Consider the following 26,523-nt stretch of genomic DNA (forward strand, 5'->3'; position numbering starts at 1 on the left):
GGCCAAAGCCGGCAGGCCCGGCGGGGAAAAGCGTCCCGCCAGGCCTGCCGGCTTCGTCCAGCCTAGGACACTCGAACCCGTGTCAAATCGGGCCTCGGTGGGGATGGTGGCGGGGCCGTTGTGGGTGGGGTGGGTGTGGTGTGGTGAGGGTGCGGTGAGGGGAGGGAGGGAGGGAGGGTTGAAGCGGGGCGGGGTTGGGGTTAGGCGGTGCGGGTGCGGTGGTCGGCGACGTGGACGCGGTTGGCGCAGCGGGTGGTGCAGAAGCGGCGGCGGGCGTTGCGGGAGGTGTCGATGTAGACGGTGTGGCAGCCCGGTCTGGCGCAGCGGCCCAGGCGGTTCGGGTCTTCGCAGACCAGGTGGGCCAGGCCGGCGGCGGTGAAGGCGCGGACGCGGTCGGCGGTCGGGGCGGTTTCGGGGGCGAAGTGCAGGTGGGGTGGGCGGTTGTCGTGGGTGGAGATGTAGGGCTTGGCGGCGGCTTCGGTGAGCAGGTCGTTGACGAGGGAGACCTGGTCGGGGGTGCGGTCGAAGACCGGGGAGAGGCGGGCGGCCCAGGTGGTCAGGGTGCGGGCCTGGTGGTGGTCGAGGGTGCCCAGGGGTTTGTAGCCGTGGTCGCGCAGCAGGTCGAGCAGTTGGTCGGCGGTGCTGTCGGGGTCGGCGTTGACCAGGGCGGCGGCGAGTTCGGCGGCGGCCCCGCCGTAAGGGTTGAAATGCACTGAACCATGACAGCACGCTGGTGGGGTGAGCACCAGTTCCGGTTCCTGTCCTTGCTGTGGGTGGCCCGTGGCCGAGCCTGTGTACCCGGTGTCGTCGCACGGCGCGGTGGAGTACGTGCGCTGCGTGTGCGGGGTGTGGTTGGTGGTGGAGTCGGGGCGGGTGGTGGCGACGGCGGGCCGGCGGTGATCGGCTAGTGTCCCGTGCCCGTGACGAGCCGTCGGGACCTGTTGTGCGACTCTGCGATCGCCGTGCTGGCGGCGGAGGGCGGCCGGGGGTTGACGCACCGGGCCGTGGACCGGGCGGCCGGGGTGCCCGAGGGGACGACGAAGAACTACTTCCCGACCCGGGACGCGCTGTTGGGCGCGGCGGCGGCGCGGATGACGGCGTCGCACGCGGCGGCGGTGCGGCGGTTGCGGGAGACGACGCCGGAGGGTGTCACGCCGGCGGAGGTGGCGCGGTTGTACCCGGCGTTGCTGCGACGGGCCGTGGTGGAGGACCCGACGCAGTTGCTGGCGATGGTGGAGCTGTACCTGGAGGCGGTGCGGCGGCCGGGGGTGCGGGAGGCGTTGGGGCGGATGGCGGTGTCCAACGCGCGGGCCGGCGCGGGGTTGCACGCGACGGCGGGGCTGGCGAGCACGGTGCGGGACGCCGGGTTGCTGGACGCCTACTTCCTGGGGGTGGCGTTGTCGCTGGTGGCGTTGCCCGAGCAGGCGTTGCGGGCGGTGGGGTTGGACGACCCGGAGGCGGTCGGCTCGGGGTTGTTCCGGGCGGCGGTGCCGGGGTCAGCCGACGGGGACGAGCCGGTGGACGGCGGTGGCGACGAGCTCGGTGGCCGGGGTGAAGGGCGCGCCGCAGCTGGCGGGCCGGGCGGCCGGTAGTTCGCGGCCCTCGACGGTGACGTGCCAGGCGCGGCCGTCGGTGTGGTGGACGGTGTCGCCGCGGACGGTGAGCACGTCGCGGTGCTCGCCGGTGTGGCGGCGGACGGCGAGTTCGGCGACCTGGCCGTGCGGGGTGTGGGTGGAGCGGCCGCGGCAGCGGTCGGTGACGACGTGGCCGGCGGCGGCCCGGTCGAGCAGGCGGTCGGCGAAGTCGCGGTCGAGGCGGCCGTAGGTGTAGCCGGTGGGCAGCAGCACGCCGGTGGGGGCGAAGCGGTGCCCGCCGGTGTGGGTGCACTCCCAGACGGCGTCGGGACGGGTGGCGGCGAGGTCCTCGGCGAGGGGCCGGCCGCGCAGCGCGCAGCAGACGTCGCGGCGGCTGTTGGTGCACACCAGCAGCAGGGGGTCGGTGACGGGCGTGCCGAAACCGGCGGGCCGCTGTCCGGCGGCGAGGTCGGCGAAGTCGAGGTCGAGCAGGTCGCCCGGGTCGGCGAGGTCGGCCCGCGCCAGCCACGGCCGGCCGGGGGTGGTGGCGGCGAGGTAGGCGCGGCGCGGAGCGTCGTGGTGGGTGTCGGCGTGACGGCCCGGGCGGCGGATGAGCAGGACGCGGACGCCGGTGTCGGCGGCGCGGCGGGCGAGTTCGGCGCCGAGCGCGGGGTCCAGGCGGCTCTGGGTGAGCGCGTCGCGGCCCCACGGGCCGGGTTGTTCCAGGCAGATCCAGGCGGCGGCGGTGGCGGCGGTGCCCGCCTGGGGTTCCTCGAGGTCCGCGGAGATCGCGGCGCAACGCGGCTCGGTCACGCCCCCAGGGTGCCCTGGAACGACCGTTCGAGTGACACCGGGGTACGGGTTCACGCGTTCGGGCGGCAACCGGTGGCCGTCCGTGGCCGGTGTTCGCGACGGGTGGACGCCGTCCGGGGCCGCGGGGCATTAGGTTCGGACCATGGTGATCACGGGGGAAGCGGCGGGGATCCGCTACGTGGCGACGCCGCCCGCGGGCGACGGACGACGCCTGGTGCTGGTGTGGCACCTGCTGGGCGAGCCCGACACACCGGAGGCCATGGCACGGGCGCTGCCGCTGGCCGGTGTGGACGCGTGGCGGCTGTACCCGGCGCTGCCCGCGTGGGGCCAGGGCGACGACCCGGTCGCCGACGGGTACGCGCCCCTGGTCGAGGCGGCGCTGGCCGCGACACCGGAGCTGGTCGGGGCCGCGCGGGAGCGGCTGGGCTGCGACGACGGACCGGTGGACGTCGTGGGCGGCTCGGCCGGCGGTCACGTGGCGTTGCTGACGGCCGTGCGGCGGGTCGTGCCGGTGCGGCGGGTGGCCGTGGTCAACCCCGCGGTGACCGCCCGCGCGGTGGTCGAGGCGTCCCTCGACGTCGGCGCGCTGGAATCCCACCACTGGACCGACGCCTCGCTCGCCGCGGCCGAGCCGCTGGACGTGGCGGCGCGGGCCGACCGGCTCGACGTGCCGCTGCTGGTCGTGCAGGGCGAGCAGGAGTACGAGGCGTTCCGACCGGTGCAGCGGGCCCTGGTCGACGCGGTGCCGGGCGCGCGGCTGGCGCGCGTGCCCGGGCTGGCGCACATGCTCGTGACGCGGCAGGACGTGGTGGACGCGGAGGTGTCGGCGTGGCTGGCCTGATCGTGGTGACCGGCGGCAGCCGGGGCATCGGCGCGGCGGTGGTGCGGCGGGTGGCCGCGGACGGGCACCGGGTGGTGATCGGCTACCGCGCCGCGACCGAGGAGGCCGAGGCGCTGGCACGCGAGGTCGGCGGGGTCGCGGTGCGGGCCGAGGTCTCCGACGAGGCCGACGTCGACACCCTGTTCGACACCGCCGCCGGCCTCGGCCGGGTGACCGGGGTGGTGATCAACGCCGGCATCACCAGCCCCGTCGGCACGCTGGCGCAGCTGCGGGTGCAGGACCTGCGCCGCGTGGTGGACGTCAACGTGGTGGGCGCGCTGCTGTGCGCGCGGCGCGCGGCACGCGACCTGGTCTCCGGCGGATCGATCGTGTCCCTCTCGTCCGTCGCCGCGACGCTCGGCGCACCGGGGGAGTACGTGCACTACGCGGCCAGCAAGGCGGCGGTGGACGCGATGACCGTCGGCCTGGCCAAGGAACTCGGGCCGCGCGGCATCCGCGTCAACGCCGTCGCCGCCGGCACCGTGCGCACCGCGATCCACGAGCTGTCCGGCGTGCCCGACCGACCCGACCGGGTCGCCTCCCGCATCCCGCTCGGCCGACCCGGCGAACCGGAGGAGATCGCGGAGGCCGTGGCGTGGCTGCTCAGCGACGCCGCGTCGTTCACCACGGGCGCGGTCCTGCGGGTCGCCGGAGGGCTCTGACCCACCCCGGCACTAGCATCACGGCATGGTGCGACAGCCCGCCCCGGCCGACCACGACCCCACCCGGACGCCGCGACCGGACGCCTAGTGGAGGACTTCGTCCGCGCGGCCACCACCCCGCGACCGGTGCCCCTCACACCGGACATCGTGCTGCGCACCGCCGACGACATCATCGCCCTGTGGGAACGCACCGGATCCCCCGAACCCCCGTTCTGGGCGTTCCCGTGGGCCGGCGGACAGGCCCTCGCCCGACACGTCCTCGACCACCCCGACCTCGTCGCCGGCCGCCGCGTCCTCGACCTCGCCTCCGGCTCCGGCCTCGTCGCCGTGGCCGCCGCCCGCGCCGGCGGCCACGTCACCGCCAACGACATCGACCCCGTCGCCACCGCCGCGATCACCCTCAACGCCCGCGCCAACGACGTCACCCTCACCGTCACCGAAGGCGACCTGCTCGACACCACGCCCGACACCGACGTCCTGCTCGCCGGCGACGTCTTCTACGACCGCGACATGGCCGCCCGCGTCGCCCCGTTCCTGCTCGCCGCCCACCGCCGCGGCGCGCTCGTCCTCGTCGGCGACCCCCAGCGCTCCTTCATGCCCCGCGGCTGGACCCGCGTCGACGCCTTCGACGTCCCCGTGCCCCACGACCTCGAAGGCGTCGACACCCGCACCACCACCGTGTGGCGACCCCCGCCCTGACGCACCACGCCCGACGCACCCGCCCCTTGCGGCCGGTTCCCGTCCTCGACACCCGGCAGACTGCACGCCATGCTGGAAACCTCCGCGAGACTGCTGCGCCTGCTGTCGCTGTTGCAGACCCGCCGCGACTGGCCCGGCCCCGAACTCGCCGAACGCCTCGACGTCAGCCCCCGCACCGTCCGCCGCGACGTCGACCGCCTCCGCGAACTCGGCTACCCCGTCCACGCCACCACCGGCACCCTCGGCGGCTACCGCCTCGGCGCCGGCGCCGCCCTGCCACCCCTGCTCCTCGACGACGAGGAAGCCGTCGCCGTCGCCGTCGGCCTGCGCACCGCCGCCACCGGCACCGTCACCGGCATCGAGGAAACCTCCCTGCGCGCCCTGGCCAAACTCGAACAGGTCCTGCCCTCCCGCCTCCGCCACCGCGTCAACGCCCTGCAGACCTTCACCGTCCCCGTGCCCCACGACACCCCCGCCGCCACCGTCGACCCCGACGTCCTCACCACCCTCGCCGCCGCCTGCCGCGACCGCGAACGACTCCGCTTCGACTACCTCGACCACCACGGCCACACCACCACCCGCGCCGCCGAACCCCACCGCGTCGTCACCTGGGGCCGCCGCTGGTACCTCGTCGCCTACGACGTCGACCGCCAGGACTGGCGCACCTACCGCGTCGACCGCATCACCCCCAAGACCCCCACCGGCCCCCGCTTCACCCCCCGCGACCTCCCCGACGGCGACGCCGCCGCCTACGTCGCCCGCAGCGCCTCCAGCGCCGCCTGGCGACACCACGCCGAAGTCGTCGTCCACGCACCCGCCGACACCGTCGCCGCCCGCGTCAACCCCGCCGTCGGCACCGTCGAACCCCTCACCGACACCACCTGCCTGCTGCGCACCGGCGCCGACACCGTCGCCGCCCTCGCCGTCCACCTCGGCCTGCTCGACACCGACTTCGAGGTCACCTCACCCGCCGAACTCGTCGCCCACCTGCGCACCCTCGCCACCCGCTACGCCCGCGCCACCCCCACCGCCTGACACCCGACGGCGGGCCGGGGGAGCGGACCCGCCCCGACCCGCCCACCGGCGACTACCGACGGCGCGCGAACCGGTCCGTCGCCGCCAGCACCGCCTCCGCCATGCCCGGGTCCGACACCGCGTGCGACGCGCCCGGCACCACCACCAGCTCCGCGTCCGGCCACTTCCGGGCCAACTCCCACGCCGTCCACAACGGGCCCTGCAGGTCCAGCCGACCGTGCACCAGGATCGCCGGGATGCCGCGCAACCGCTCCACGTCCCCCATCACCTCACCGTCGCGCAACCACGCCCGGTGCCGGAAGTAGTGCGCGCACAGCCGCGCGAACGCCATCCGCCACGCCGGATCCGCCGCCCGCGGCCCCGGCCGGTAGTCCGGGTCCAACGACACGATCGAGAACTCCCAGTCCGTCCAGTCCGTCGCCGCCTTCTCCCGCACCGCCGGATCCGGGTCGTTGAGCAACCGGTCGTACGCGGCCACCAGGTCCGTCGCCCCCTCGCCCGCGCCCTCCCGGAACCGCGACCACTCCTGCGGGAACAACATCCCCAACCCGTGGTACAGCCAGTCCAGCTCCGCGTACCGGCCCGTCGTCACCGCCACCAGCACGATCTCCGTCACCCGCTCCGGGAACGACTGCGCGTACCGCAGCCCCAACGTCGAACCCCACGACCCGCCGAACACCATCCACCGCCCGATCCCCAGGTGCTCCCGCAACCGCTCGACGTCCGCCACCAGGTGCGCCGTCGTGTTCACCGACAGGTCCGTCGAGAACTCGCCCGCGTGCGGCACGCTGCGCCCGCTCCCGCGCTGGTCGAACAACACCACCCGGTACGCCTCCGGGTCGAACTGCCGCGCCGCGCCGGGGGAGCAGCCCGTGCCCGGCCCGCCGTGCAGGTACACCACCGGCTTCCCCTCGGGGTTGCCGCACTCCTCCCAGTACACGAGGTTGCCGTCACCGACGTCCAACATCCCCTGCGCGAACGGCTCGATCTCCGGGTACACGACCACTCCTCCCAGAAACAACAGTGCTGTTACATTAGGGGAGTGGACCACGCACCCGCCGGCCAATACCTCGGCACCCGCCTCCGCCACCTCCTCGACCTCCTCGAAGGCGACGTCACCCGCGTCTACACCGACCTCGGACTCCCCGGCTTCCGCCCCCGCTACACCCCGGTCATCCGACTCGTCCACACCCGCGGACCCCACTCCATCCGCGACCTCGCCGACACCATCGGCGTCACCCACTCCGCCATCAGCCAAACCGTCAACCAGATGCGCCGCGACGGCCTCGTGGACCTCCACCCCGGCGACGACGCCCGCCAACGCATCGTCCACCTCACCGACCACGCCCGCGCCATCCTGCCCGTCCTCGACGCCGAATGGCACGCCACCACCACCGCCACCCACCACCTCGACACCGAGCTGCCCCACCCCCTCAGCACCCTGGTCGACCACGCCCTGCGCGCCCTGCGCGACAAACCCCTCCGCGACCGCATCCACGAACACCTCACCCCACCGGCGAACACCACCGACCCCACCCGAAGCCCCTGACCCACAACTCCGCACCGGGCTCGGAAACCCCGGCTACAGTCCGCTCCTTCCCAGCGCCCACCACCCCGCGCCACGAGGAGCACCCATGCCGCCGCGCATCTCCGTCGTGATCCCCACCTACAACCGCGCCGAACTCCTCCGCCGCACCCTCGACAGCCTCACCGACCAAACCCTCCCACCCGACGACATCGAAGTCGTCATCGCCGACGACGGCTCCACCGACCACACCACCGACGTCGTCGACGCCTTCGACCACCGACTCCACCTCCGCTACCACCACCAACCCCACCTCGGCCGCCGCGTCGCCCACGCCCGCAACGCCGGCACCCGCCTCACCACCGCACCCGTCGTCGCCTTCCTCGACACCGGCACCCTCGCCGGACCCGACTTCACCCGCGCCCACGCCGACGCCCACACCGGCCCACCCCTGCTCAACCTCGGCTACATCCACGGCTACCGCCCCTTCGACCCCGCACCCGACCTCGCCGACGCCATCGCCACCCGCACCCCGAAGCGACTCCACCACGACTTCCACGACCACCCCGGCTTCCGCGACGTCCGCCACGACCACCTCGCCGCCGTCGACTTCCGCCCCGACCGGCTGCCCTTTCCCTGGCTGTACGCCTGGAGCGCCAACTTCTCCGTCCGCCGAACCCACTTCGACGCCGTCGGCGGCTTCGACGAACGCTTCACCGACTGGGGCACCGAGGACATCGAACTCGGCTACCGCCTGCGCCGACACGGCCTCGCCACCCACTTCGACCGCACCGCCTGGGCCGTCGAAACACCCCACGACCGCGACCCGGGGGAGATGCTCGCCGCCGCCAAGCGCACCATGCGCCAGTTCCTCGACAAGACCCGCGATCCCGACGTCGAACTCGTCTGGGCCGCCCTCGAACGCGACAACCCCCTCATCGCCGAAACCGAACACCGCACCCTCACCGCCTGGACCGAGCAGGCCCGCGCCCTGGACGTGCGCGCCGAGATCGAACGGCACACCGCGGACGCCGGGGGACCGGTGTGCGTCGTCGGCTGCGGCGACGACATCCCGGACACGCTGCCCGAAGGCAGCGCCCTGGTCGACTTCGACGCCGACGTCCTGGCCAAGGCCGGCGGCGGGCACGCGCGGCACCACGCCATCGGCCTGCGGCTCCCGCTGCCGGACGGGGCGGTGGAGCGCGTCGTCGTCACGTCACGGCTCGCGGGGCTGTGGCCCGCGTGGGGCGACACGGTCGCGGCGGAGGCCCGGCGGGTGGGCAGGGAAGCGCCCCGGACGGCCTTCGATCCTCTTACTTAACATAATGTAGATTATCGGCGTTCCGGACAGGCTGGTCGGAGGCCGTCCGAGCACGGGCCGGCCGGTGGTCGGTCCACACCGGACGTACGCGTGTACGACGCGCTGTGCGCGGCGCGTGCACCGGGCGGCGGCCGCGGAGCGGACGGACTGGCGACGGGCCCACGGTGTGCGGCCCGTCGACCGGTGCCCACGGCCTCGCGGGTGGGCGGGGTCGGTGGTGGCGGTGCCGTGCCCGGCACACCGCCCGAGAAACGTCACAGTGACGGATCATGGGTGGTGTGGGAGGAAGGCGACGCGGCGCGCGGGTCGGCGCTCGACGGAAAGTTGATCTCTCCGGGTGGCCCCCGGGCCTCGGCCTTGGTGGACGGTGACGTGCGGCCGGTCCCAGGGGCGGGCGCACGCGGTGCGCGGGGGTTGTGCGCGAACGGGCGTTCCGGGGCGCGGAGAGGTCCGGTGGCGGGCCGTGCGGGAGGGGCATCCCCCGGTCGGAGGTCCACCCCCTTCCGGATCCGCTTTTGATGGATAATCGCCATTATCCATGAGTTGATCATGGTCGGCCCGGGTGTCGGGTGTGGGTCGGCGGCGGTCGGCACGGGTGGTGCGGGTGCCGGTTCGTGGGTGGTCGGGTTGCGCCGCTCGGGTGGTCCCGCGGTGCGCGGATTGACGGTTGCACGCGTTTGACCTGCGGTGACGGGGGTTCCCGGGGTGGCTCCCCTCCCCCGCCGGGCGGCGGTGCGGTCGGATTGTCGGTGGTATCGGGTATGAAGATCGACATGCAGGTGCTTGCCGCTCAGGAGTCGTTCTTCCTCGCTCGTCGGCCGCGGAAGGATTCGCCGCACACCACCGCGGCGTACCGGCGTGACCTGGCGGGGGTGACGGCGTTGTTGGCGCAGGTCACGGGCCGGCCGGCGGAGTCGCTGGTGATGGCGGACCTGACGGCGCGCAACCTGCGGGAGGCGTTCGGGGTGTTCGCGGACACGCACGCGAAGTCGTCGGTGTTGCGGGCGTGGTCGACGTGGAACCAGTTCCTGACGTTCTGCGTGGCGGAGGAGCTGGTGGCGGGCAACCCGATGGGTGCGGTGGCGCGGCCGAAGACCCCTCCCCTGGTGCCGAAGCCGTTGCGGGGCGAGGACACGCCGGAGCGGTTGTTGGCGGCCGCGGCGGAGGGCGTGCGGCGGGGGCGCGATCCGTGGCCGGAGCGGGACGTGCTGGTGTTGGCGTTGGGGTTGGTGGCGGGGTTGCGGTCGGCGGAGATGCGGACGTTGACGTTGGCGTCGGTGGTGGGTCGGCCGGGTGAGCGGCGGTTGCACGTGGCGGGCAAGGGGAACCGGGATCGGTCGGTGCCGATCGAGCCGGCGATGGACCGGATCATCGAGCAGTACCTGCAGTCGTGTCGGCGGCGGTTCCCGCAGGGGCGGTTCGACCGGGGTTCGGCGTTGTTGCGGGACCGGCACGGTGAGCCGATCGGGCGGGGCGGGTTGGAGTACCTGGTGCGGTCGTGCTTCCGGTGGGCGGGGTTGCACGACCGGGTGCCGTCGGGGGCGAACCTGCACGCGTTGCGGCACACGTTCGCGACGCGGTTGGCGGAGGACGGCGCGTCGGCGTCGGAGATCATGGCGTTGTTGGGGCACGCGTCGTTGGCGACGTCGCAGAACTACATCGAGGCGACGGCGCGGGAGCGGCGTGCGGCGGTGGCGGGCAATCGGACGTACGTGTCGTTGGCGCGGTTGCCGCATCGGGAGTAGCGGGGTGGGTTCGGTGGTGGCGGCCCGTGGCGGTTGTTAGCCCGTTCGGGTGACGTCCTGGTGCGGATTGCGCTGGTGGCGGGTAGTCACGTGGCATGAGGTCCGTGTGGCGTGGGGCGATTTCCTTCGGGTTGGTGACGATCGGTGTCCGGTTGTACACGGCCACGGAGGAGCACGACTTCCGGTTCCACCAGGTGCACCGGGAGGACGGTGGGCGGATCCGCTACAAGCGGGTGTGCCAGGTGTGTGGCGAGGAGGTCGCCTACGCCGACATCGCGAAGGGCTACGAGTTGGACGACGGCCGGGTCGTGGTGTTGGACGCGGAGGATTTCGACAAGTTGCCGATCAACACCGATCACGCGATCGACGTGGTGGAGTTCGTGCCGGTGGAGGACGTCGATCCGATTTATTTCCAGAAGTCGTACTACCTGGAGCCGGACAAGGCGGCGACGCGTCCTTATGTGTTGTTGCGGACGGCGTTGGAGCGGAGCGGTCAGCTCGCGGTGGTGAAGATCACCATTCGTCAGCGGGAGACGTTGGCGATGTTGCGGGCGCGTGAGGATTTGTTGGTCATGCACACGATGTTGTGGCCGGACGAGGTGCGGAAGCCGGATTTCGAGTTCCTGGGGACGGATGTGGAGGTTCGGCCGCAGGAGTTGAAGATGGCGTCGTCGTTGGTGGAGAGCATGGCGGGGTCGTTCGATCCGGGTGATTTCACGGACGATTACACCGAGGCGATGCAGAAGGTGATCGAGGCGAAGGCGGAGGGTGCGGAGCTGCCGGAGCGGCCGGAGGTGGAGGAGGCCGGTGAGGTGATCGACCTGATGACGGCGTTGGAGCGGAGCGTGGAGCAGGCGAAGTCGGCTCGGGGTGGGAAGTCGGCGGGGCGGAAGCCTGCGGCGAAGAAGGCGTCGGGGTCGTCGTCGGGGTCGGGGTCGTCGCGGAAGGCGCCGGCGAAGAAGAAGGCGAAGCCCGCCTGAGGGCGTGGCGGTCGGGATGGGTGGGGATCTGTCGGAGTACCGGCGGAAGCGGGATGCGGGGCGGACGCCGGAGCCGGTGCCGGGTGAGGGTGAGGTGGTGCCGCGGGGTGGGGACGACACGTTCGTGATCCAGGAGCACCACGCGTCGCGGTTGCACTGGGATGTGCGGTTGGAGCGGGGTGGGGTGTTGGTGTCGTGGGCGGTGCCGAAGGGGTTGCCGCCGGAGCCGGGGACGATCCGGTTGGCGGTGCGCACGGAGGATCACCCGTTGGAGTACGCGTCGTTTTCGGGGGTGATTCCGAAGGGTGAGTACGGCGCGGGTGAGATGACGATCTGGGATCGCGGTCGGTACGAGACGGTGAAGTGGTCGGACCGCGAGGTGGACGTGGTGTTGCACGGGTCGCGGGTGGAGGGCGAGTTCGTGTTCTTCCGCCGGGGGTCGGCGGGTGGGGGTCGGGAGTGGATGGTGCGGCGGCGGCACGAGGCGGCGCGTCCGGGGTGGGTGCCGTTGCCGGAGTTCCTCTCCCCCATGTTGGCGACGCCGGGGGTGGGGTTGCCGGGTCCGGCGTCGAGGTGGGCGTTCGAGTTCAAGTGGGACGGGGTGCGGGCGATCGCGCGGGTGGAGGGCGGTCGGGTGCGGTTGACGAGCCGGTCGGGCAACGACGTGACGGAGACGTATCCGGAGTTGCAGGGGTTGGGGGCGCAGTTGGGGGCGACGCAGGTGTTGTTGGACGGGGAGATCGTGGCGTTGGAGGGTGGTCGGCCGAGTTTCGGGGCGTTGCAGCAGCGGATGCACGCGTCGGCGGCGCAGGCGCGGCGGTTGGCGGGTCGGGTGCCGGTGACGTTCCTGGTGTTCGACGTGTTGCACCTGGACGGGTCGCCGACGGTGGGGTTGCCGTACGAGCGGCGTCGGGCGTTGTTGGAGGGGTTGGGGTTGCGGGGTGCGCATTGGGCGACGCCGAAGGCGTTCCCGGGTGCGGGGGCGGAGGTGTTGGCGGCGAGTCGGGAGCAGGGGTTGGAGGGGGTGGTGGCGAAGCGGCTGGATTCGCCGTATGTGGCGGGTCGGCGGTCGCCGCAGTGGGTGAAGGTGACGTGGGTGGCGACGCAGGAGGTGGTGGTCGGGGGGTGGCGGCCGGGTGTGGGCAGGCGTGAGGGGGTGGTGGGGTCGTTGTTGTTGGGGATCCCGGGGCCGGGTGGTGGGTTGGTGTTCGCGGGGTCGGTGGGGACGGGGTTCGACGGGGCGGAGTTGGAGCGGTTGACGGCGCGGTTGTCGGCGTTGGAGGTGGGGCGGTCGCCGTTCGTGTCGGGGGTGCCGCGGGAGCGGGCGCGGGGTGCGCGGTGGGTGCGGCCGGAGTTGGTGGGCGAGGTGGCGTTCCGGCAGTGGACGGCGGACGGGCGGTTGCGGTTCGCGACGTGGCGGGGGTTGCGGCCGGATCGGGCGCCCGGGGAGGTGCGGCGTGGTGGCTGACGCGGTGGTGTCGGTGGAGGGGCGTCGGTTGAAGCTGACGAACCTGGACAAGGTGCTGTACCCGGAGGTGGGGTTCACGAAGGCGGAGGTGATCGATTACTACACGCGGATCGCGCCGGTGTTGTTGCCGCACCTGGCGGGTCGGCCGATGACGTTGCGGCGGTATCCGAACGGGGTGGAGGGGAAGTCGTTCTTCGAGAAGAACGCGCCGTCGCACGCGCCGGAGTGGGTGCGGACGGTGCGGGTGGGGACGCCGGGGTCGTCGCGGGGTGCGGAGTACGCGGACTTCGTGGTGGTGGAGGACCTGGCGACGGTGGTGTGGTTGGCGAACCTGGCGGCGTTGGAGTTGCACGTGCCGCAGTGGAGGGTGGGTGCGCGGGGTGGGCGTGGGGTGCCGGATCTGGTGGTGTTCGACCTGGATCCGGGTCCGCCGGCGTCGGTGGTGGAGTGTTGTCGGGTGGCGTGTCGGGTGCGGGAGGTGTTGGTGTCGGACGGGTTGTCGCCGGTGGTGAAGACGTCGGGGTCGAAGGGGTTGCAGGTGTACGCGGCGGTGTCGGTGTCGTCGCCGGAGCGGACGTCGGAGTATGCGAAGGGGGTGGCGCGGCGGTTGGCGGCGGAGTCGCCGGAGGAGGTGGTGTGGCGGATGGCGAAGGCGCAGCGGACGGGGAAGGTGTTGATCGACTGGTCGCAGAACAACCCGGCGAAGACGACGGTGGCGCCGTATTCGTTGCGGGCGCGGTCGCGGCCGTCGGTGTCGGCGCCGGTGACGTGGGAGGAGGTGGAGTCGTGTCGGGTGGTGGAGGATCTGGTGTTCTTGGCGGACGAGGTGCGGGAGCGGGTGGCGGAGGTGGGTGACCTGTTCGTGCCGGGGAGGCCGTCGTCGTTGCCGGGGTGAGGGTCGGGTCGTGGCCGGTGGGCCGGGAGGGAGGGTGTCGTGGGGTTGTCGGAGGAGGGGATCCGGGCGGCGCACGTGGGGCCGGTGCCGCGGTTGCCGGGGCGGCGGGTGGTGTTGGTGGAGTACGACCCGGCGTGGCCGGGGTTGTACGAGCGGGAGGCGGCGCGGATCCGGGCGGTGTTGGGGTCGGTGGTGGTGGGGTTGGAGCACGTGGGGTCGACGTCGGTGCCGGGGTTGGCGGCGAAGCCGGTCGTGGACGTGGTGTTGACGGTGGCGGATTCGGGTGACGAGGCGTCGTACGTGCCGGCGTTGGAGGCGGCGGGGTACGTGTTGCGGATCCGGGAGCCGGAGTGGTTCGGGCATCGGATGTTCAAGGGGCCGGACACGGACGTGAACCTGCACGTGTTCACGGTGGGTGAGCCGGAGGTGGCGCGGATGGTGGCGTTCCGGGACCGGTTGCGGGTGTCGGCGGCGGACCGGGGGTTGTACGAGCGGACGAAGCGGGCGTTGGCGGCGCGGGAGTGGGAGTACCTGCAGCAGTACGCGGACGCGAAGGCGGGGGTGGTGGCGGAGATTTTGGGTCGGGCGTGACGCTCCTCCCCCGGTTCCCGGTTTTCCGGTGGGGTGGCCGGCGGGTGCGGGAGGATGCGCGGGTGCGGTTCGGGGTGTTGGGTCCGATGGTGGTGCGGCGTGCGGACGGGTCGGAGGTCCGGGTCGGCGGGCCGCGGTTGCGGGCGTTGGCGGCGGTGCTGGCGGTCGAGGCGGGTCGGGTGGTGGGGGTCGACCGGCTGGTGGAGGCGCTGTACGGGCAGTGCCCGCCGGCGGGGGTGGTGAACGCGGTGCAGTCGCAGGTGTCGCGGTTGCGGGCGTTGGTGGACGTGGAGGTGGAGCGGTCGGCGGCCGGGTACCGGCTGGTGGTGGATCCGGGTGAGGTGGACGCGCTGCGGTTCGAGGAGCTGGTGGCGCGGGGGTCGGTGGGTGAGGCGTTGGCGTTGTGGCGTGGTCCGGCGTTGCGGGACGTGGGTGACGCGCCGTTCGCGGCGGTGTGGGTGGCGCGGTGGGAGGAGTTGCGGCTGCGGGCGGTGGAGGAGCACGACGGGGCGTCGGTGGGGTTGTTGCGGGAGTTGGTGGCGGCGCATCCGACGCGGGAGCGGCTGGTGGCGCGGTTGGTGCGGGCGCTGCACCGGGAGGGTCGTCAGGCGGAGGCGTTGGGGGTGTTCGAGCGGACGCGGCGGGTGTTGGCGGAGGAGTTGGGGGCGGACCCCTCCCCCGGTTTGGTGGCGGCGCACGGTGAGGTGGTGCGGGGTGAGGCGCCGGCGGTGCGGCGGGTGTTGCCGGCGCAGTTGACGGGGTTCGTGGGTCGTGAGGAGGAGTTGCGGCTGGTGGGTGGGGCGTTGGCGGGGTCGCGGCTGGTGACGTTGACGGGTCCGGGCGGGTCGGGCAAGACCCGGTTGGCGGTGGAGGCGGCGTCGGTGTGGCCGGGTGAGGTGTTCTTCGTGGATCTGGCGTCGGTGGCGGTGGGTGGTGATGTGGCGCGGGCGGTGGTGTCGGCGTTGGGGTTGCGGGAGGGCGGGGTGGGGCCGGTGGTGGAGCCGGTGGCGCGGGTGGCGGCGGCGGTGCGGGACCGGTCGGTGTTGGTGGTGTTGGACAACTGCGAGCACGTGGTGGAGGACGCGGCGGCGGTGGCGGGCGGGTTGTTGGTGGCGTGTGCGGGGTTGCGGGTGTTGGCGACGTCGCGGGAGGCGTTGGGGGTGACGGGTGAGGTGGTGCGACCGGTGCCGCCGTTGGGTTGCGACGGGGTGGGGTCGGAGGCGGTGCGGTTGTTCGCGGAGCGGGCGGTGGCGGTGAACCCGTCGTTCCGGTTGGACCCGGCGACGGCGGAGGTGGTGGTGGGGATCTGCCGGGCGTTGGACGGGTTGCCGTTGGCGGTGGAGCTGGCGGCGGCGCGGGTGCGGTCGTTGCCGGTGGCGGAGGTGGCGGCGCGGTTGGGTGACCGGTTCCGGTTGTTGTCGCGGGGCAGTCGGGCGGTGGTGGCGCGGCATCGGACTTTGCACGCGGTGGTGGAGTGGAGTTGGGGGTTGTTGGACGAGGAGGAGCGGGTGTTGGCGCGCCGGTTCACGGTGTTCCGGGGCGGGGCGGGGTTGGCGGACGTGGCGGCGGTGTGCGGGGTGGCGGGGGCGGACGAGGTGTTGCCGTCGTTGGCGGACAAGTCGTTGGTGGAGGTGTCCGGGGACCGGTACCGGATGTCGGAGACGATCCGGGAGTTCTGCGCGGCGCGGTTGGCGGAGGCCGGTGAGCGGGAGTGGGTGGGGCGGGCGCACGCGGTGCGCTTCGCGGGGTTGGCGGCGCGGGCGGCGCCGCACCTGTTCCGGTCGGAGCAGTTGGAGTGGTTGGGGCGGTTGGCGGCGGAGCACGGGAACCTGGTGGCGGCGTTGCGGTGGGCGGTGGCGCACGACCACGGGGTGGCGTTGCGGTTGGCGGCGGACCTGGGGTGGCCGTGGTGGTTGCGGGGGCGGCGTTCGGAGGGTGCGGCGTTGGCGGCGGAGGTGGTGCGGGCGGTGGGTCCGGTGGCGCCGGAGGGGTTGGCGGAGGAGCACTTGTTGTGCGTGGTGAACGCGTCGTCGACGGGTGCGGGGTTGCCGGGTGCGCCGTCGCCGCACCGGCCGTCGCCGGAGGGGTTGGGCGGTCCGCCGTCGCGGCCTTTTCTGACGGTGTTGTGGGGTATGGCGCACGGTGCGCCGCGGGAGGGCGCGGCGGGGGTGGAGGCGGTGCGGGAGGTGTTGTTGGGGCGTGACGCGTGGAGCCGGGCGTTGGGTCGGTTGGGCGCGGGGATGCAGTGGCGGTACCGGGGTCGGTTGCGGGAGGCGCGGGAGGAGCAGGAGGCGGCGTTGGCGGGGTTCCGGGCGGTGGGTGAGCGGTGGGGTGCGGCGTTGGCGTTGTCGCAGTTGGCGGGGTTGGCGTGGGCGGGTGGTGACGTGGCGGGGGCGATGGGGTTCGTGGACGAGGCGTTGGCGTTGTCGCGGTTGTTCGGGGCGACCGAGCACACGGCGGGTCTGTTGTGCGGTCGGGCGGAGTGGTCGTGCCACGCGGGTGACCTGGACGGTGCGGAGGCGGACCTGGAGGAGGCGGCGGCGTTGGCGCGGTCGCAGGGTGCGGAGGAGGCGTTGGCGCAGGCGTGGGTGGGGCGGGCGGAGGTGGCGCGGCGGCGGGGTGACCTGGAGGGGGCGCGGCGGTGGTGCGCGGAGGCGTTGCGGGTGTGTCCGCGGGGGTGGTTCGGGCCGGAGGAGGTGCGGGCGTCGGCGCACGTGGCGGCGGGTCTGGTGGAGTTGGCGGCCGGGGATCGGGCGGCGGCGCGGCGGGCGTGGGGTGAGGCGTTGGCGGGGGCGCGGGAGTGGGACAACCGGGTGGTGTTGGCGCGGGTGGCGGAGGCGTGTGCGGCGTTGGCGGTGGTGGAGGGTGACGGGGAGCGGGCGGGGTTGTTGGTGGGGGCGGCGCGGGGGTTGCGGGGTGGGGTGGCGGTGGATCCGGAGGTGGTGGCGGTGGAGGGGGCGGTGCGGGAGTTGGTGGGTGGGGTGGGGTTCGACGTGGTGGTGGGGCGGGGTGCGGCGGTGGGGGTGGACGGGGTGTGGGGGTTGGTGGGGTTGTAGGTGGTTGTTCGGTGGGGAGGTGGGTGGTGGGGGGTGATCGTAGGGTGAGGGGTATGCCGAGGATCGCGACCGCGGAGGCGGTGTCCCGTGACGGGTTGGTGGAGTTCCTGCGGCCGCGGCACCGGGCCCTGTTGGTCACGGTGCGCGGGGACGGGCGGCCGCAGGTGTCGCCGGTGACGTGCGGGGTGGACGGTGAGGGCCGGTTGGTGGTGTCGACGTATCCGCAGCGGGCGAAGACGCGCAACGCGCGGCGGGACGACCGGGTGACGGTGTGCGTGTTGTCCGACGAGTGGGACGGGCCGTGGGTGCAGGTGGACGGGCGGGCGGAGGTGGTGGACCTGCCGGAGGCGTTGGAGCCGTTGGTGGAGTACTACCGGTGCATCGCCGGGGAGCACCCGGATTGGGACGAGTACCGGGAGGCGATGCGGCGGCAGGGGAAGTCGTTGATCCGGGTGACGATCGAGCGGTGGGGGCCGGTGGCGACGGGTGGGTTCCCGCCCGGGGTGGTGGGGTGATTCGGGGGCTGCTCCCCTCCCCCTGGGTCGGTGTGCCGGGGGGTTGTGGTTTGAGAGAGCACAAGCGTCCTCGCCGGACGGGCAGATCAGCAGGATGACGGGGTTCGGTGGTCAAGCCCTTGTACCGGCGTGGGTCGGGTTTCGTGTCATCCCGCCGACCTCCACAAGGGCTACCGCACGCGTCAAGGGGGCGGTTCCGGCGCAAGGTGCGGTAGGGCTGGAAGTGCCCCCTTGACACGCGCGGTAGGGCTGCGCCAGGTCGGCGGGATGACACGAAGCCCTGGTCTGTTCGTGGCGAACGGACCAGGGCTTCGGGGTGGGCGGGTCGGGGGCGGGGGTGGCGGGGGTCGCCCGGGTCGGGCGTGGGCTTGTGTCAGGCGTGGGCTTGTTCGGTGGTGGACCAGGTGCCGCCCCAGCCGGGCGGGTTCTCCAGGATGGCGAAGGCGGTGCCGGTGGGGTCGGCGATGGCGGCGACGTGGCCGGTCGGGACCTCGCGTGGGGGGATGAGGACGGTGCCGCCCAGGGCGGTGGCGTCGGCGGCGGCGCGGGTGGTGTCGGGGACGGCGTAGTAGCAGGTCCAGCCGCCGGGGGCGGTGAGGCGGCCGGCGACGGGGCGGCGGTCGTCGGCGGTGGTGGCGTCGTAGAGGGTGAAGTCGGCGTCGGGGTCGCGGACCTGCCAGCCCAGTGCGGTGGCCCAGTAGTCGTCGTCCGCGGGGCCGCCCATGAGTTCGACCCAGCAGGGTTCGCCGGGGCGGGGCGCGGGTGCCCAGGGGCCGTGCAGGACGCGTCCGGTGTCGGTGGCGGCGCCGTCGGGGAGGTCGCGGGTGTCGGTGGCGGCGAAGACGAGCCGGCGGCCGGGGTCGCCGGGGCGGACGTGGGTGGCGAGGCGGTCGCCGACCCAGCCGGTGAACGAGCCGTCGGGTTCGGCGATGATCACCCAGCCGAGGAGCCGGGCGTAGAACTCGGCGACGGGTTCGGGGGTGGGGGTGGTCAGTTCGACGCGGCGGACACCGCGTGCGGGGCTGTCGGGGGTACCGGGCACGGCGGTGGTTTCCCATCGGGGGCGGGGGTCAGGAACGCGCCCCATCCTCCGCACCGGCCAGGCGTGGCGACAATGCTCCGTTCGGCCGCTGCGGGTGGTCCGGGAGGACCTGGGCGAGCGGGATGGGGCGGCCGAGGTGGAAGCCCTGGCCGATGCGCACGCCGAGGCGGACGAGGGCGTCGACCTGGGCGGGGCGTTCGACCCATTCGGCGACGGCGGACAGGCCGAGGCCCTGGGCGATCTGGACGATGCCGGCGACGAGGACGGCGTCGGTGGAGCGTTCGTCGATGCCGCGCACGAACTCGCCGTCGATCTTGATGCCGGTGATGGGCAGGTGCTTGAGGTGGACGAAGGACCCGAACCCGGAGCCGAAGTCGTCGAGGATGATGCGGCAGCCGAAGCCGCGCAGTTGCAGGGCCAGGGCGCGGGCGGCGTCGAGGTTGGTGACGGCGGCGGTCTCGGTGATCTCCAGGCCGAGGCGGCCGGGTGCGACGCCGGCGGTGGCGAGGCGGTCCAGGACGAACCCGCCGAAGTCCTCGTCCTCGAGGGTGCGGCCGGAGACGTTGACGTTGAACCGCAGGTCGGGGTCGGGGTGGCGGACGAGGGCGTCGATGGCGGTGGACAGCACCCACCGGTCGATGTCCAGGACGAGGTCGGAGCGTTCGGCCTCGGGCAGGAACTCGGCGGGCCCGAGGTAGGGGGTGCGGCCGTCCTCCAGGCGCAGCAGCAGTTCGTGGCCGAGGGTGCGGCCGGTGGCCAGTTGCACCATGGGCATGGCGTGCAGGACGAGGCCGCCGTGGTCGAGGGCGGCGCGCAGCCGGTCGAGCACGGAGACGCGTTTGGCGGTGTCGGCGTAGTGGCCGGGTTCGTAGACGGTGACGCGGTTGCGGCCGGCGGCCTTGGAGGCGTAGAGGGCGAGGTCGGCGTTGGCGAGGACGAGTTCCCAGGTGTCGCCGGGCCCGTACTCGGCGACGCCGGTGGACACGGTGATGCTGCGGGCGGCGCCGACCAGCGGGAGGGCGGCGACGGCGTCGCGCAGTCCTTCGGCGACGCGGGCGGCGTCGGCGGTGCCGGCGCCGGGCAGGACGACGGCGAACTCGTCGCCGCCGAGCCTGCCGATGAGCTGGCCCGGGGCGAGCCGGGACCGCAGGGCGGAGGCCAGGGCCTTCATCAGCCGGTCGCCGACGGCGTGGCCGCGCAGGTCGTTGACGTCCTTGAAGTTGTCCAGGTCGAGCAGCAGCATCGCGCCGGGGCCGCCGCCGGCGAGCTGCCGTTCGAGTTCGCGGGTGACGGCGCGCCGGTTGGCCAGGCCGGTGAGCGGGTCCTGTTCGGCCAGGGCGAGCAGTTCGTCGTGGACGCGGCGGGCGCGGGTGATGTCGTGGGCGGTGCCCAGCACGCGCAGGGGGACGCCGTCCTCGTCGGCGACGACTTCCCCGAAGCACTCGAACCAGCGTTCGACGCGGTCGTCGCCGATGATCATGCGGTGGGTGTAGGAGAACCCGGCCCCGGAGCGCATGGCCTCCTCGAGGGTGGCCTGGATCATCGGCAGGTCGTCGGGGTGGACGTGGGCGGCGTAGCCGTCGAAGTCCAGTTCGGTGTCGGCGGCGAACCCGAACATCTCCAGCAGGGTGTCCGACCAGACGACGCGGTCCTCGGCGATGTGCCACTCCCAGGTGCCCATGCGGCCGAGGACCTGGGCGCGGCGCAGCGCGTCGGCCTCGTGGGTGGCCTCCAGCTCGCGGTCGCGCCACGCGGTGACGTCCACGACCCGGTAGAGCAGGTGCGCGTCGTCGTCCGGGCCGTCGGGGTCGAGGGGTTGGCAGGTGACCTCGAGCCAGCGGTGGCCCTTGCGGTAGGCGCTGGGGGTGAGCAGCGCGAGGCCGGAGCGGGGGCGTTCGGGCGCGCCGGGCAGCAGCGCGGGCAGCGACCGGCCGACCACGTGCTCGACCGGGACGCCCAGGATCTCCGCGAGGGCCGGGTTGACCCAGGCCAGTGTGCCGTGCACGTCCGTGACACCGAAACCGACGTCGGCCCGGTCGAGCACCTCGCGGTGCAACGCGCCGTTGCCGTTCACGCGCCCCTCCTCGCCCACCCGCGCGTCATGATGGTCGAGACCACGCTGTGCGGGCAAGCCGGCCTCGTTCAGCGCAACCGCTCCAGACCGCGGGCGGTGTCGACCAGCTCCCCCGCCAGCCGGCGCAGCTCCGCGCCGTCCGCGCCGTCCTCGGCGGCGGTGGCGACGTCCTCCGCGGCGCAGCGCAGCTGGAACAGCCGGTCCTGCAGGTCGGCCAGCTCCCCCGCGGACAGCACCACGGCGTCCTCGGGCAGCCCGCCGCGCTGCACCGCGGCACGGCGTTCGTAGGCGCGTTGCCGGCACGGTTGCGCGCAGTACCGGCGCGGCCGGCCGATCCGGCCGCTGTCGGGCAGGCGGCGCCCGCACCAGGCGCAGTGCCTGGCCTCCTCACGGCGCGCCGCGACGGCCTCGCTCACCAGCTCCATGGCCGGCGACGGTATCCGGCTACCCACCGGTCACCGCAACGCCACGCCGCCAGGGCACACTCCGGTGTGTGACCGCGACCCACCCGTACCTGTCCGGACCGCACCCGAGGGCGTTCGCGCACCGGGGCTGGCACCTCGACGACCTGTCGGGGATGGAGAACTCGCTGTCGGCGTTCCGCCGGGCGGCGCGGGAGGGCTACCGGTACCTGGAGACGGACGTGCACGCCACCTCCGACGGTGTGGTGGTGGTGCACCACGACGCGCTGCTGGACCGCACGACGGACGCGACCGGTCCGCTGGCCGGGCAGCCGTGGTCGGCGGTGCGGCGGGCGAAGGTGGGCGGCCGGGAGGCGGTGTGCCGGTTGGCGGACCTGCTGGAGGAGCTGCCCGACGCGATGGTGAACATCGACGTCAAGGCGGACTCGGCGGTGGAGCCGGTGCTGGAGGTGCTGCGCCGGGCGGACGCGCTGGGCCGGGTGTGCCTGGCGTCGTTCTCGGAGCGGCGGCTGGCGGAGCTGCGGCGGCGGGGCGGTCCGGGGCTGCTGACGTCGATGGGGCCGCGTTCGGCGGGGGCGTTGTGGGCGGCGGGCCGGGTGCCGCTGGTGGGGTTGCCGGTGCGGGGCGCGGTGGCGCAGGTGCCGGTGCGGCAGGGCCGGTTGCTGGTGGTGGACGGCCGGTTCGTGCGGGCCGCGCACCGGCGGGGTCTGGAGGTGCACGTGTGGACGGTGGACGAGGAGGCCGAGATGCGGCGGCTGTTGGACCTCGGGGTGGACGGGTTGGTCACGGACCGGCCCGACCGGCTGCGTGACGTGCTGGTCGAGCGGGAGGTGTGGGCGGGCGGCTGAGACGCCGAGCGCCGACGCCGGGGACGTGGTGCGTGTCGTCGGGTGGGGTGGGCCGGCGTTCCGGGCGGGGGCCGGGCGGCGGTGCGGGTGGTGCGGCGGCCGGGGCGGTGTGGCCGCGTGGGTGGCGTGCGGGAGACCGGTTGGCAACAGGTTGGTGGTGATCGCCACCGGCGGGCGGGGCGCGATATACAGTCCGCCCCCATGAGCGTGGCCGACAGCACCGCAACCGCCCAGGACCGCAAGCGGGAGCAACGCGGGTGGACCTGGTACGACTGGGCGAACTCGGTGTTCCCCACCTCCGTGGTCACCGTGTTCCTCTCCGGCTACCTCACCGCGGTGGCCAAGGAGGCGGCGGTCGCGGACGTCGCCCACAACGGGCCGGACGCGTGCGTGGACGGCTCGTTGCGGCAGTGCGACATCTCGCTGTTCGGCGCGTACTTCCCGGCCGGGTCGCTGTGGGGCTACCTGCTGTCGATCGCGACCGTGGTGCAGGTGGTGGTGCTGCCGGTCATGGGCGCGATCGCCGACCGGACGCAGAACAAGCGCCGCATGCTGGCGGGGCTGGCGTTCACCGGGTCGGCCGCCACCGCGGCCCTGGCGACCGTCGGCGGCGACGACTGGCACCTGGGCGTGGCGCTGTTCATCGTCGGCAACATCTGCTACGGCGCGTCGGTCGTCGTGTACTACGCGTTCCTGCCGGAGATCGCCGCGCCCGACGAGCGGGACGCGGTGTCCTCGCGCGGGTGGGCGTTCGGCTACCTGGGCGGCGGTCTGGCGCTGGCGGTGCAGCTGGCGTTGTTCGTCGGCCACGACGCGATCGGGTTGACCGAGGGCGTGGCGGTGCGGGTGGGGTTCGTGCTGTCGGGTCTGTGGTGGGCCGGGTTCACCCTGATCCCGCTGGCGCGGCTCAAGCGGCACCAGGCCCCGCACGGCACCGAGTCCGGCGCGTCGGTGATCACCGCCGGGTTCGCCGAGCTGCGCCAGACGGTCAGGCAGGCGCGGATGTTCCCGCTGACGCTGGCGTTCCTGGGCACCTACCTGATCTACACCGACGGCATCGCCACCGTCGCGAACGTCTCGGCCCAGTACGGCCGCGACGAGCTGCGGCTGGACGAGACGGTGCTGATCACGACGATCCTGATCGTGCAGTTCGTCGCGTTCCTCGGCGGTGTGCTGCACGGCCGGGTCGCGCGCTCGTGGGGCGCGAAGCGCACCATCATGGCCAGCCTGTGCGTGTGGATCGTGGTGATCGGCGCGGCGTTCTTCGTGCAGGCCGGGCAGCAGACCCAGTTCTACGCCCTGGCGGCCGGGATCGGGCTGGTGCTGGGCGGCACGAACGCGTTGTCGCGGTCGTTGTTCTCGCAGATGATCCCGCCGGGCCGGGAGGCGCAGTACTTCTCCCTCTACGAGGTGGGCGAGCGGTCCACGTCGTGGCTGGGGCCGCTGGTGTTCGCCGGGGTCGGCCAGGCCACCGGGTCGTTCCGGCTGGCGATCATCTCGCTGGTGGTGTTCTTCGTGGTCGGCTTCGTGCTGATGGTCTTCGTGCCGGTGCGGCGGGCGATCGTGGCGTCGGGCAACCCGGTGCCCGCGAAGGTCTGACCGCCCGCCGCGCCGGTCAGGCCGGGGCCGCGGGCCGGCGCGCCGTCCAGGGCCGCACCAGCACCACCGCGACGGCGGCGACCAGCCACGCGGCCAGCATCGTCGGCGTGGACAGCGCGGGCGTGAACGCCACGGTCGCCACGCCCGCCGGCACGGCGAGGGCCGCGGCCGGCCACCAGCGCCGCGACACCGGCGGGGCCTCCCGGTGGAACCCCGCCACCACCGCCGCCGCGGTCGCCGCCGCCGGGACGTGCCACAGCAGCGTCCACCACGGCGACACCCCCGCCGCCGACCAGGCCAGGGCCGCGAGCGACGCCGCGCCCAGCAGCCCGCCCGCGACCCGGCCGACCGCGCGCCGCCCCGCCACCAGCGCCGCGAACGCCACCGCGGCCAGGGCGTCGTACCACCAGCCCTCCGGCACCTCGCCGCCCCACCGGGCGGTCACCGTCCACGACTGGGCCGCCGCGACCAGCTGCCCCAGCAGGCCGGTCAACGCCACCAGCCGCCACGCCGTGCCGGCCGCGCGTCGCGCGCCCAGCCGCACCCGCACGGCCAGCGCCGCCGTCGCGCCCGCCTCGCCCCACCCCGGCCAGCCGTGCTCCAGGTCCAGGTCGTCGGTGCGGTCGGCCAGCAGGATCCCGACCATCTCCTCCTCGCGCTCCGCCCGGTACCAGGCGGGCAGCAGCCGCAGCAGCGCCCGGTAGCGGCGTTCCAGGTTCGACCTGTTCGACCTCACAGCGCTCCCCTCGCCCGCAGCACCGACGACGCGGCGCGCACGTTGGCCGACAACCTCGCCACCTCGGCCGACAGCGCCCGCACCCCGGCGTCGGTCAGCCGGTAGTAGCGGCGCAGCCGGCCCTGGTGGACCTCCTCGCGGTCGCGCTCGGCCAGGCCCTCGGCGACCAGCCGGTCGAGCACCCCGTAGAGCGTGCCCACCCGCAGCCGCATGCGGCCCTCCGACAGCACCTCGACCGCGCGCACGATCGCGTACCCGTGCAACGGCTCCTCCGCCAACGCGGTGAGCACCAGGAACACCTGCTCCGACATACCCCTCACACCGCAGGTTATATCGCGAAGCGGTATATCTCGGCAATGCGGAACGTCGGTCGGGGACGTCCGGTCTCCGGCGGCGGGTCGCAACAGAGGGGGTCGGCCGGCCGTAGGCGGCGCAGGCGGGTCGGATGGCGCAGGCGGGTCGGATGGCGGCGCGACGGGTGCTGTGGGTCGGGTGGTGCGGGGTGGTGGCCGGGCAGGTGGTGGGGCGGCCGGGTGGGCGCGGTGGAGGTCGCGGCGGGCGGGGCGGTGGCGGCCCGTTAGGGTGGCCGCCCGTGGAACCGATCATCCCCGCCCCGGACCCGACCGACGCGTTGTCCTCCGTGCCCGCCGCCGGGGCCGGGCGCGGGATCGCGCCGACCGGGCGGTTGCGGTTCTTCTTCGGGCCGATGGACTGCGGCAAGTCGACGTTGGCGTTGCAGATCGACCACAACCAGGCGCGGCAGGGGCGGCGCGGGTTGTTGCTGGTGCGTCACGACCGTTCGGGGACGCCGACGATCTCGAGCCGGATGGGTCTGGCCCGCAACGCGCTGGAGGTGCACGAGGGCATGGACCTGTGCGCGTTGGTGCGGGAGCGGTGGGCGGCCGGGCACCGGGTGGACTACCTGATCGTGGACGAGGCGCAGTTCCTGTCCACGGGGCAGGTCGACGACCTGGCGGAGTTGGCCGACGACGCGCACCTGGAGGTGTACTGCTTCGGGCTGGCGACGGATTTCCGCAGCCGGCTGTTCCCGGGGTCGCGGCGGTTGTTCGAGCTGGCCGACGAGTTGAACGCGATCCAGGTGGAGGTGTTGTGCTGGTGCGGCCGGCCGGGCCGGTTCAACGCCCGGGTGCACGACGGGGACGTGGTGCGGGCGGGTGACACGGTGCTGGTGGCGGACACGTCGGCCGCGGACGCCGCGGAGGTCCGCTACCAGGTGCTGTGCCGCACCCACTACCGCACGGGGGATCTGGGTCCGCACGCGGTGGACGGCCACCAGCTGAGCCTGGCCTGACGGGCCGGTGTGGACGGCGGGCGGCGCGGCCGGCCACAATGGCAACCTCCTGTTGCCGATACCGGGACACGACATGGACGACGCAGACGACGCTGCAGGCGGCGCTGCCGCGGATCCGACCGCCGGGGTGCTGGACCGGGTGGGCGAGCGGTTGCGGCACATCCGCACGAGCCGGGGTGCGACGTTGGCGGACCTGGCGGCGGCGACGGGGATCTCGAAGAGCACGTTGTCGCGGCTGGAGTCGGGGTTGCGGCGGCCGAGCCTGGAGCTGCTGTTGCCGATCGCGCGGGCGCACCGGGTTCCGTTGGACGAGCTGGTGGGCGCGCCGCCGGTGGGCGATCCGCGGATCCGGCCGGTGCCGGTGCGCCGCAACGGCATGACGGTGCTGCCGTTGACGCAGCAGCCGGGCGGTCTGCAGGCGTACAAGATGATCATCCCGGACCGGGGCGAGCCGGATCCGCGCACGCACACCGGCTACGAGTGGCTCTACGTGCTGTCGGGGCGGTTGCGGCTGGTGCTGGCGGATCACGACGTGGTGCTGGCGCCGGGCGAGGCGGCGGAGTTCGACACGCGGTTGCCGCACTGGTTCGGGCCGGCGGGGCCGGAGCCGGTGGAGATCCTGAGCCTGTTCGGCAAGCAGGGCGAGCAGATCCACATGCGCACCCGCCGCCGGCGTTGAGGGCTCCGGCCGCGGGTGCGGGCGTGGCGGGTGACACTGGGGGCATGACGGG

The 26,523-nt window shown here is 73.7% G+C and carries 26 protein-coding genes; 18 read left to right on the forward strand and 8 right to left on the reverse strand.

Translation table 11 applies throughout. The features are described 5' to 3' along the window. Positions 1 to 200: 200 nt before the first annotated feature. Complete coding sequence (locus ACWEFJ_RS34610) at positions 201 to 713, reverse strand: CGNR zinc finger domain-containing protein (protein ID WP_378095102.1); 513 nt, start codon at positions 711 to 713, stop codon at positions 201 to 203. A 207-nt stretch (positions 714 to 920) separates the two neighbouring features. Here ACWEFJ_RS34610 and ACWEFJ_RS34615 point away from each other — a divergent pair, with 207 nt between their 5' ends. Further along, positions 921 to 1,592 carry a TetR/AcrR family transcriptional regulator gene (locus ACWEFJ_RS34615; RefSeq protein ID WP_378095104.1) on the forward strand — a complete coding sequence of 224 codons (672 nt, stop codon included), beginning with the start codon at positions 921 to 923 and terminating at the stop codon, positions 1,590 to 1,592. On the opposite strand, the gene ACWEFJ_RS34620 is transcribed toward ACWEFJ_RS34615, so the two are convergent. Beyond that, positions 1,497 to 2,387 carry a sucrase ferredoxin gene (locus ACWEFJ_RS34620; RefSeq protein ID WP_378095106.1) on the reverse strand — a complete coding sequence of 297 codons (891 nt, stop codon included), beginning with the start codon at positions 2,385 to 2,387 and terminating at the stop codon, positions 1,497 to 1,499. The two genes, ACWEFJ_RS34615 and ACWEFJ_RS34620, sit on opposite strands and share 96 nt — an antisense overlap. Before the next feature lie 142 nt (positions 2,388 to 2,529). On the opposite strand from ACWEFJ_RS34620, the gene ACWEFJ_RS34625 reads away from it, so the two are divergent. The 4 genes from ACWEFJ_RS34625 to ACWEFJ_RS34640 all read left to right on the forward strand — a co-directional run bounded on the left by ACWEFJ_RS34625 (position 2,530) and on the right by ACWEFJ_RS34640 (position 5,663). Next, positions 2,530 to 3,228 carry an alpha/beta fold hydrolase gene (locus ACWEFJ_RS34625; RefSeq protein ID WP_378095108.1) on the forward strand — a complete coding sequence of 233 codons (699 nt, stop codon included), beginning with the start codon at positions 2,530 to 2,532 and terminating at the stop codon, positions 3,226 to 3,228. Next, a complete protein-coding gene (locus tag ACWEFJ_RS34630; protein WP_449716334.1) occupies positions 3,216 to 3,929 on the forward strand; it encodes an SDR family oxidoreductase in 714 nt (237 codons plus the stop codon). The genes ACWEFJ_RS34625 and ACWEFJ_RS34630 overlap by 13 nt, the downstream gene beginning before the upstream one ends. A 126-nt stretch (positions 3,930 to 4,055) precedes the next feature. Continuing rightward, positions 4,056 to 4,628: a class I SAM-dependent methyltransferase gene (locus ACWEFJ_RS34635; protein ID WP_449716335.1), complete on the forward strand. Its 573-nt coding sequence runs from the start codon at positions 4,056 to 4,058 to the stop codon at positions 4,626 to 4,628. Between the two features lie 69 nt (positions 4,629 to 4,697). Then, a complete protein-coding gene (locus tag ACWEFJ_RS34640; RefSeq protein ID WP_449716336.1) occupies positions 4,698 to 5,663 on the forward strand; it encodes a helix-turn-helix transcriptional regulator in 966 nt (321 codons plus the stop codon). A 52-nt stretch (positions 5,664 to 5,715) separates the two neighbouring features. Here ACWEFJ_RS34640 and pip read toward each other — a convergent pair whose 3' ends face one another. Beyond that, complete coding sequence (pip, locus tag ACWEFJ_RS34645; RefSeq protein WP_449716337.1) at positions 5,716 to 6,663, reverse strand: prolyl aminopeptidase; 948 nt, start codon at positions 6,661 to 6,663, stop codon at positions 5,716 to 5,718. Between the two features lie 42 nt (positions 6,664 to 6,705). On the opposite strand from pip, the gene ACWEFJ_RS34650 reads away from it, so the two are divergent. The 9 genes from ACWEFJ_RS34650 (at position 6,706) to ACWEFJ_RS34690 (ending at position 17,759) form a co-directional block, all read left to right on the forward strand. Further along, a complete protein-coding gene (locus tag ACWEFJ_RS34650) occupies positions 6,706 to 7,212 on the forward strand; it encodes a MarR family winged helix-turn-helix transcriptional regulator (protein ID WP_378095118.1) in 507 nt (168 codons plus the stop codon). An 85-nt stretch (positions 7,213 to 7,297) separates the two neighbouring features. Next, positions 7,298 to 8,509: a glycosyltransferase gene (locus ACWEFJ_RS34655; RefSeq protein WP_449716338.1), complete on the forward strand. Its 1,212-nt coding sequence runs from the start codon at positions 7,298 to 7,300 to the stop codon at positions 8,507 to 8,509. 761 nt (positions 8,510 to 9,270) lie between these two features. Next, the gene (locus ACWEFJ_RS34660) at positions 9,271 to 10,254 is read left to right on the forward strand and encodes a tyrosine-type recombinase/integrase (RefSeq protein WP_378095122.1); all 984 of its coding nucleotides are present in this window, start codon (positions 9,271 to 9,273) and stop codon (positions 10,252 to 10,254) included. Positions 10,255 to 10,349: 95 nt separating this feature from the next. After that, complete coding sequence (gene ku / locus ACWEFJ_RS34665) at positions 10,350 to 11,234, forward strand: non-homologous end joining protein Ku (RefSeq protein WP_378095124.1); 885 nt, start codon at positions 10,350 to 10,352, stop codon at positions 11,232 to 11,234. A 16-nt stretch (positions 11,235 to 11,250) separates the two neighbouring features. Continuing rightward, a complete protein-coding gene (gene ligD / locus ACWEFJ_RS34670; protein WP_378095126.1) occupies positions 11,251 to 12,702 on the forward strand; it encodes a non-homologous end-joining DNA ligase in 1,452 nt (483 codons plus the stop codon). Further along, a complete protein-coding gene (ligD, locus tag ACWEFJ_RS34675; RefSeq protein WP_449716339.1) occupies positions 12,695 to 13,597 on the forward strand; it encodes a non-homologous end-joining DNA ligase in 903 nt (300 codons plus the stop codon). Before ligD (ACWEFJ_RS34670) ends, ligD (ACWEFJ_RS34675) begins: the two co-directional genes overlap by 8 nt. Before the next feature lie 39 nt (positions 13,598 to 13,636). Continuing rightward, positions 13,637 to 14,188 carry a GrpB family protein gene (locus tag ACWEFJ_RS34680; RefSeq protein WP_449716340.1) on the forward strand — a complete coding sequence of 184 codons (552 nt, stop codon included), beginning with the start codon at positions 13,637 to 13,639 and terminating at the stop codon, positions 14,186 to 14,188. A 44-nt stretch (positions 14,189 to 14,232) separates the two neighbouring features. After that, positions 14,233 to 17,244 (forward strand): ATP-binding protein, encoded by a 3,012-nt coding sequence (locus ACWEFJ_RS34685; RefSeq protein WP_449716341.1) that lies wholly within the window; start codon positions 14,233 to 14,235, stop codon positions 17,242 to 17,244. Between the two features lie 53 nt (positions 17,245 to 17,297). Then, a complete protein-coding gene (locus ACWEFJ_RS34690; RefSeq protein ID WP_449716342.1) occupies positions 17,298 to 17,759 on the forward strand; it encodes a PPOX class F420-dependent oxidoreductase in 462 nt (153 codons plus the stop codon). Positions 17,760 to 18,132: 373 nt separating this feature from the next. Here the strand turns inward: ACWEFJ_RS34690 and ACWEFJ_RS34695 are convergent, their stop codons facing one another. The 3 genes from ACWEFJ_RS34695 to ACWEFJ_RS34705 form a co-directional block, all read right to left on the reverse strand. Beyond that, entirely contained in the window at positions 18,133 to 18,801 is a 669-nt protein-coding gene (locus tag ACWEFJ_RS34695; protein WP_449716343.1) for a VOC family protein, read from the reverse strand. A gap of 28 nt (positions 18,802 to 18,829) precedes the next feature. Then, positions 18,830 to 20,875, reverse strand: a complete 2,046-nt coding sequence (locus ACWEFJ_RS34700) for a putative bifunctional diguanylate cyclase/phosphodiesterase (protein WP_378097334.1) — start codon at positions 20,873 to 20,875, stop codon at positions 18,830 to 18,832. Between the two features lie 68 nt (positions 20,876 to 20,943). Continuing rightward, on the reverse strand, positions 20,944 to 21,300 hold the full coding sequence (locus ACWEFJ_RS34705; protein WP_378097337.1) for a hypothetical protein: 357 nt from the start codon (positions 21,298 to 21,300) through the stop codon (positions 20,944 to 20,946). 68 nt (positions 21,301 to 21,368) lie between these two features. Here ACWEFJ_RS34705 and ACWEFJ_RS34710 point away from each other — a divergent pair, with 68 nt between their 5' ends. Together ACWEFJ_RS34710 and ACWEFJ_RS34715 are read left to right on the forward strand one after the other, a co-directional pair. Continuing rightward, on the forward strand, positions 21,369 to 22,145 hold the full coding sequence (locus ACWEFJ_RS34710) for a glycerophosphodiester phosphodiesterase family protein (RefSeq protein ID WP_449716344.1): 777 nt from the start codon (positions 21,369 to 21,371) through the stop codon (positions 22,143 to 22,145). Between the two features lie 201 nt (positions 22,146 to 22,346). After that, entirely contained in the window at positions 22,347 to 23,744 is a 1,398-nt protein-coding gene (locus ACWEFJ_RS34715) for an MFS transporter (protein WP_378097343.1), read from the forward strand. A 16-nt stretch (positions 23,745 to 23,760) separates the two neighbouring features. Here the strand turns inward: ACWEFJ_RS34715 and ACWEFJ_RS34720 are convergent, their stop codons facing one another. Both ACWEFJ_RS34720 and ACWEFJ_RS34725 read right to left on the reverse strand, forming a co-directional pair. Beyond that, positions 23,761 to 24,480 (reverse strand): hypothetical protein, encoded by a 720-nt coding sequence (locus ACWEFJ_RS34720; protein ID WP_378097346.1) that lies wholly within the window; start codon positions 24,478 to 24,480, stop codon positions 23,761 to 23,763. Further along, the gene (locus ACWEFJ_RS34725; RefSeq protein ID WP_378097360.1) at positions 24,477 to 24,791 is read right to left on the reverse strand and encodes a PadR family transcriptional regulator; all 315 of its coding nucleotides are present in this window, start codon (positions 24,789 to 24,791) and stop codon (positions 24,477 to 24,479) included. The genes ACWEFJ_RS34720 and ACWEFJ_RS34725 overlap by 4 nt, the downstream gene beginning before the upstream one ends. A 281-nt stretch (positions 24,792 to 25,072) precedes the next feature. Here ACWEFJ_RS34725 and ACWEFJ_RS34730 point away from each other — a divergent pair, with 281 nt between their 5' ends. Both ACWEFJ_RS34730 and ACWEFJ_RS34735 read left to right on the forward strand, forming a co-directional pair. Beyond that, positions 25,073 to 25,792: a thymidine kinase gene (locus ACWEFJ_RS34730; protein WP_378097348.1), complete on the forward strand. Its 720-nt coding sequence runs from the start codon at positions 25,073 to 25,075 to the stop codon at positions 25,790 to 25,792. A gap of 73 nt (positions 25,793 to 25,865) precedes the next feature. Then, positions 25,866 to 26,471 (forward strand): helix-turn-helix domain-containing protein, encoded by a 606-nt coding sequence (locus tag ACWEFJ_RS34735; RefSeq protein WP_378097351.1) that lies wholly within the window; start codon positions 25,866 to 25,868, stop codon positions 26,469 to 26,471. Positions 26,472 to 26,523: the final 52 nt, after the last annotated feature.

It is taken from the genome of Actinosynnema sp. NPDC004786, assembly GCF_053601135.1.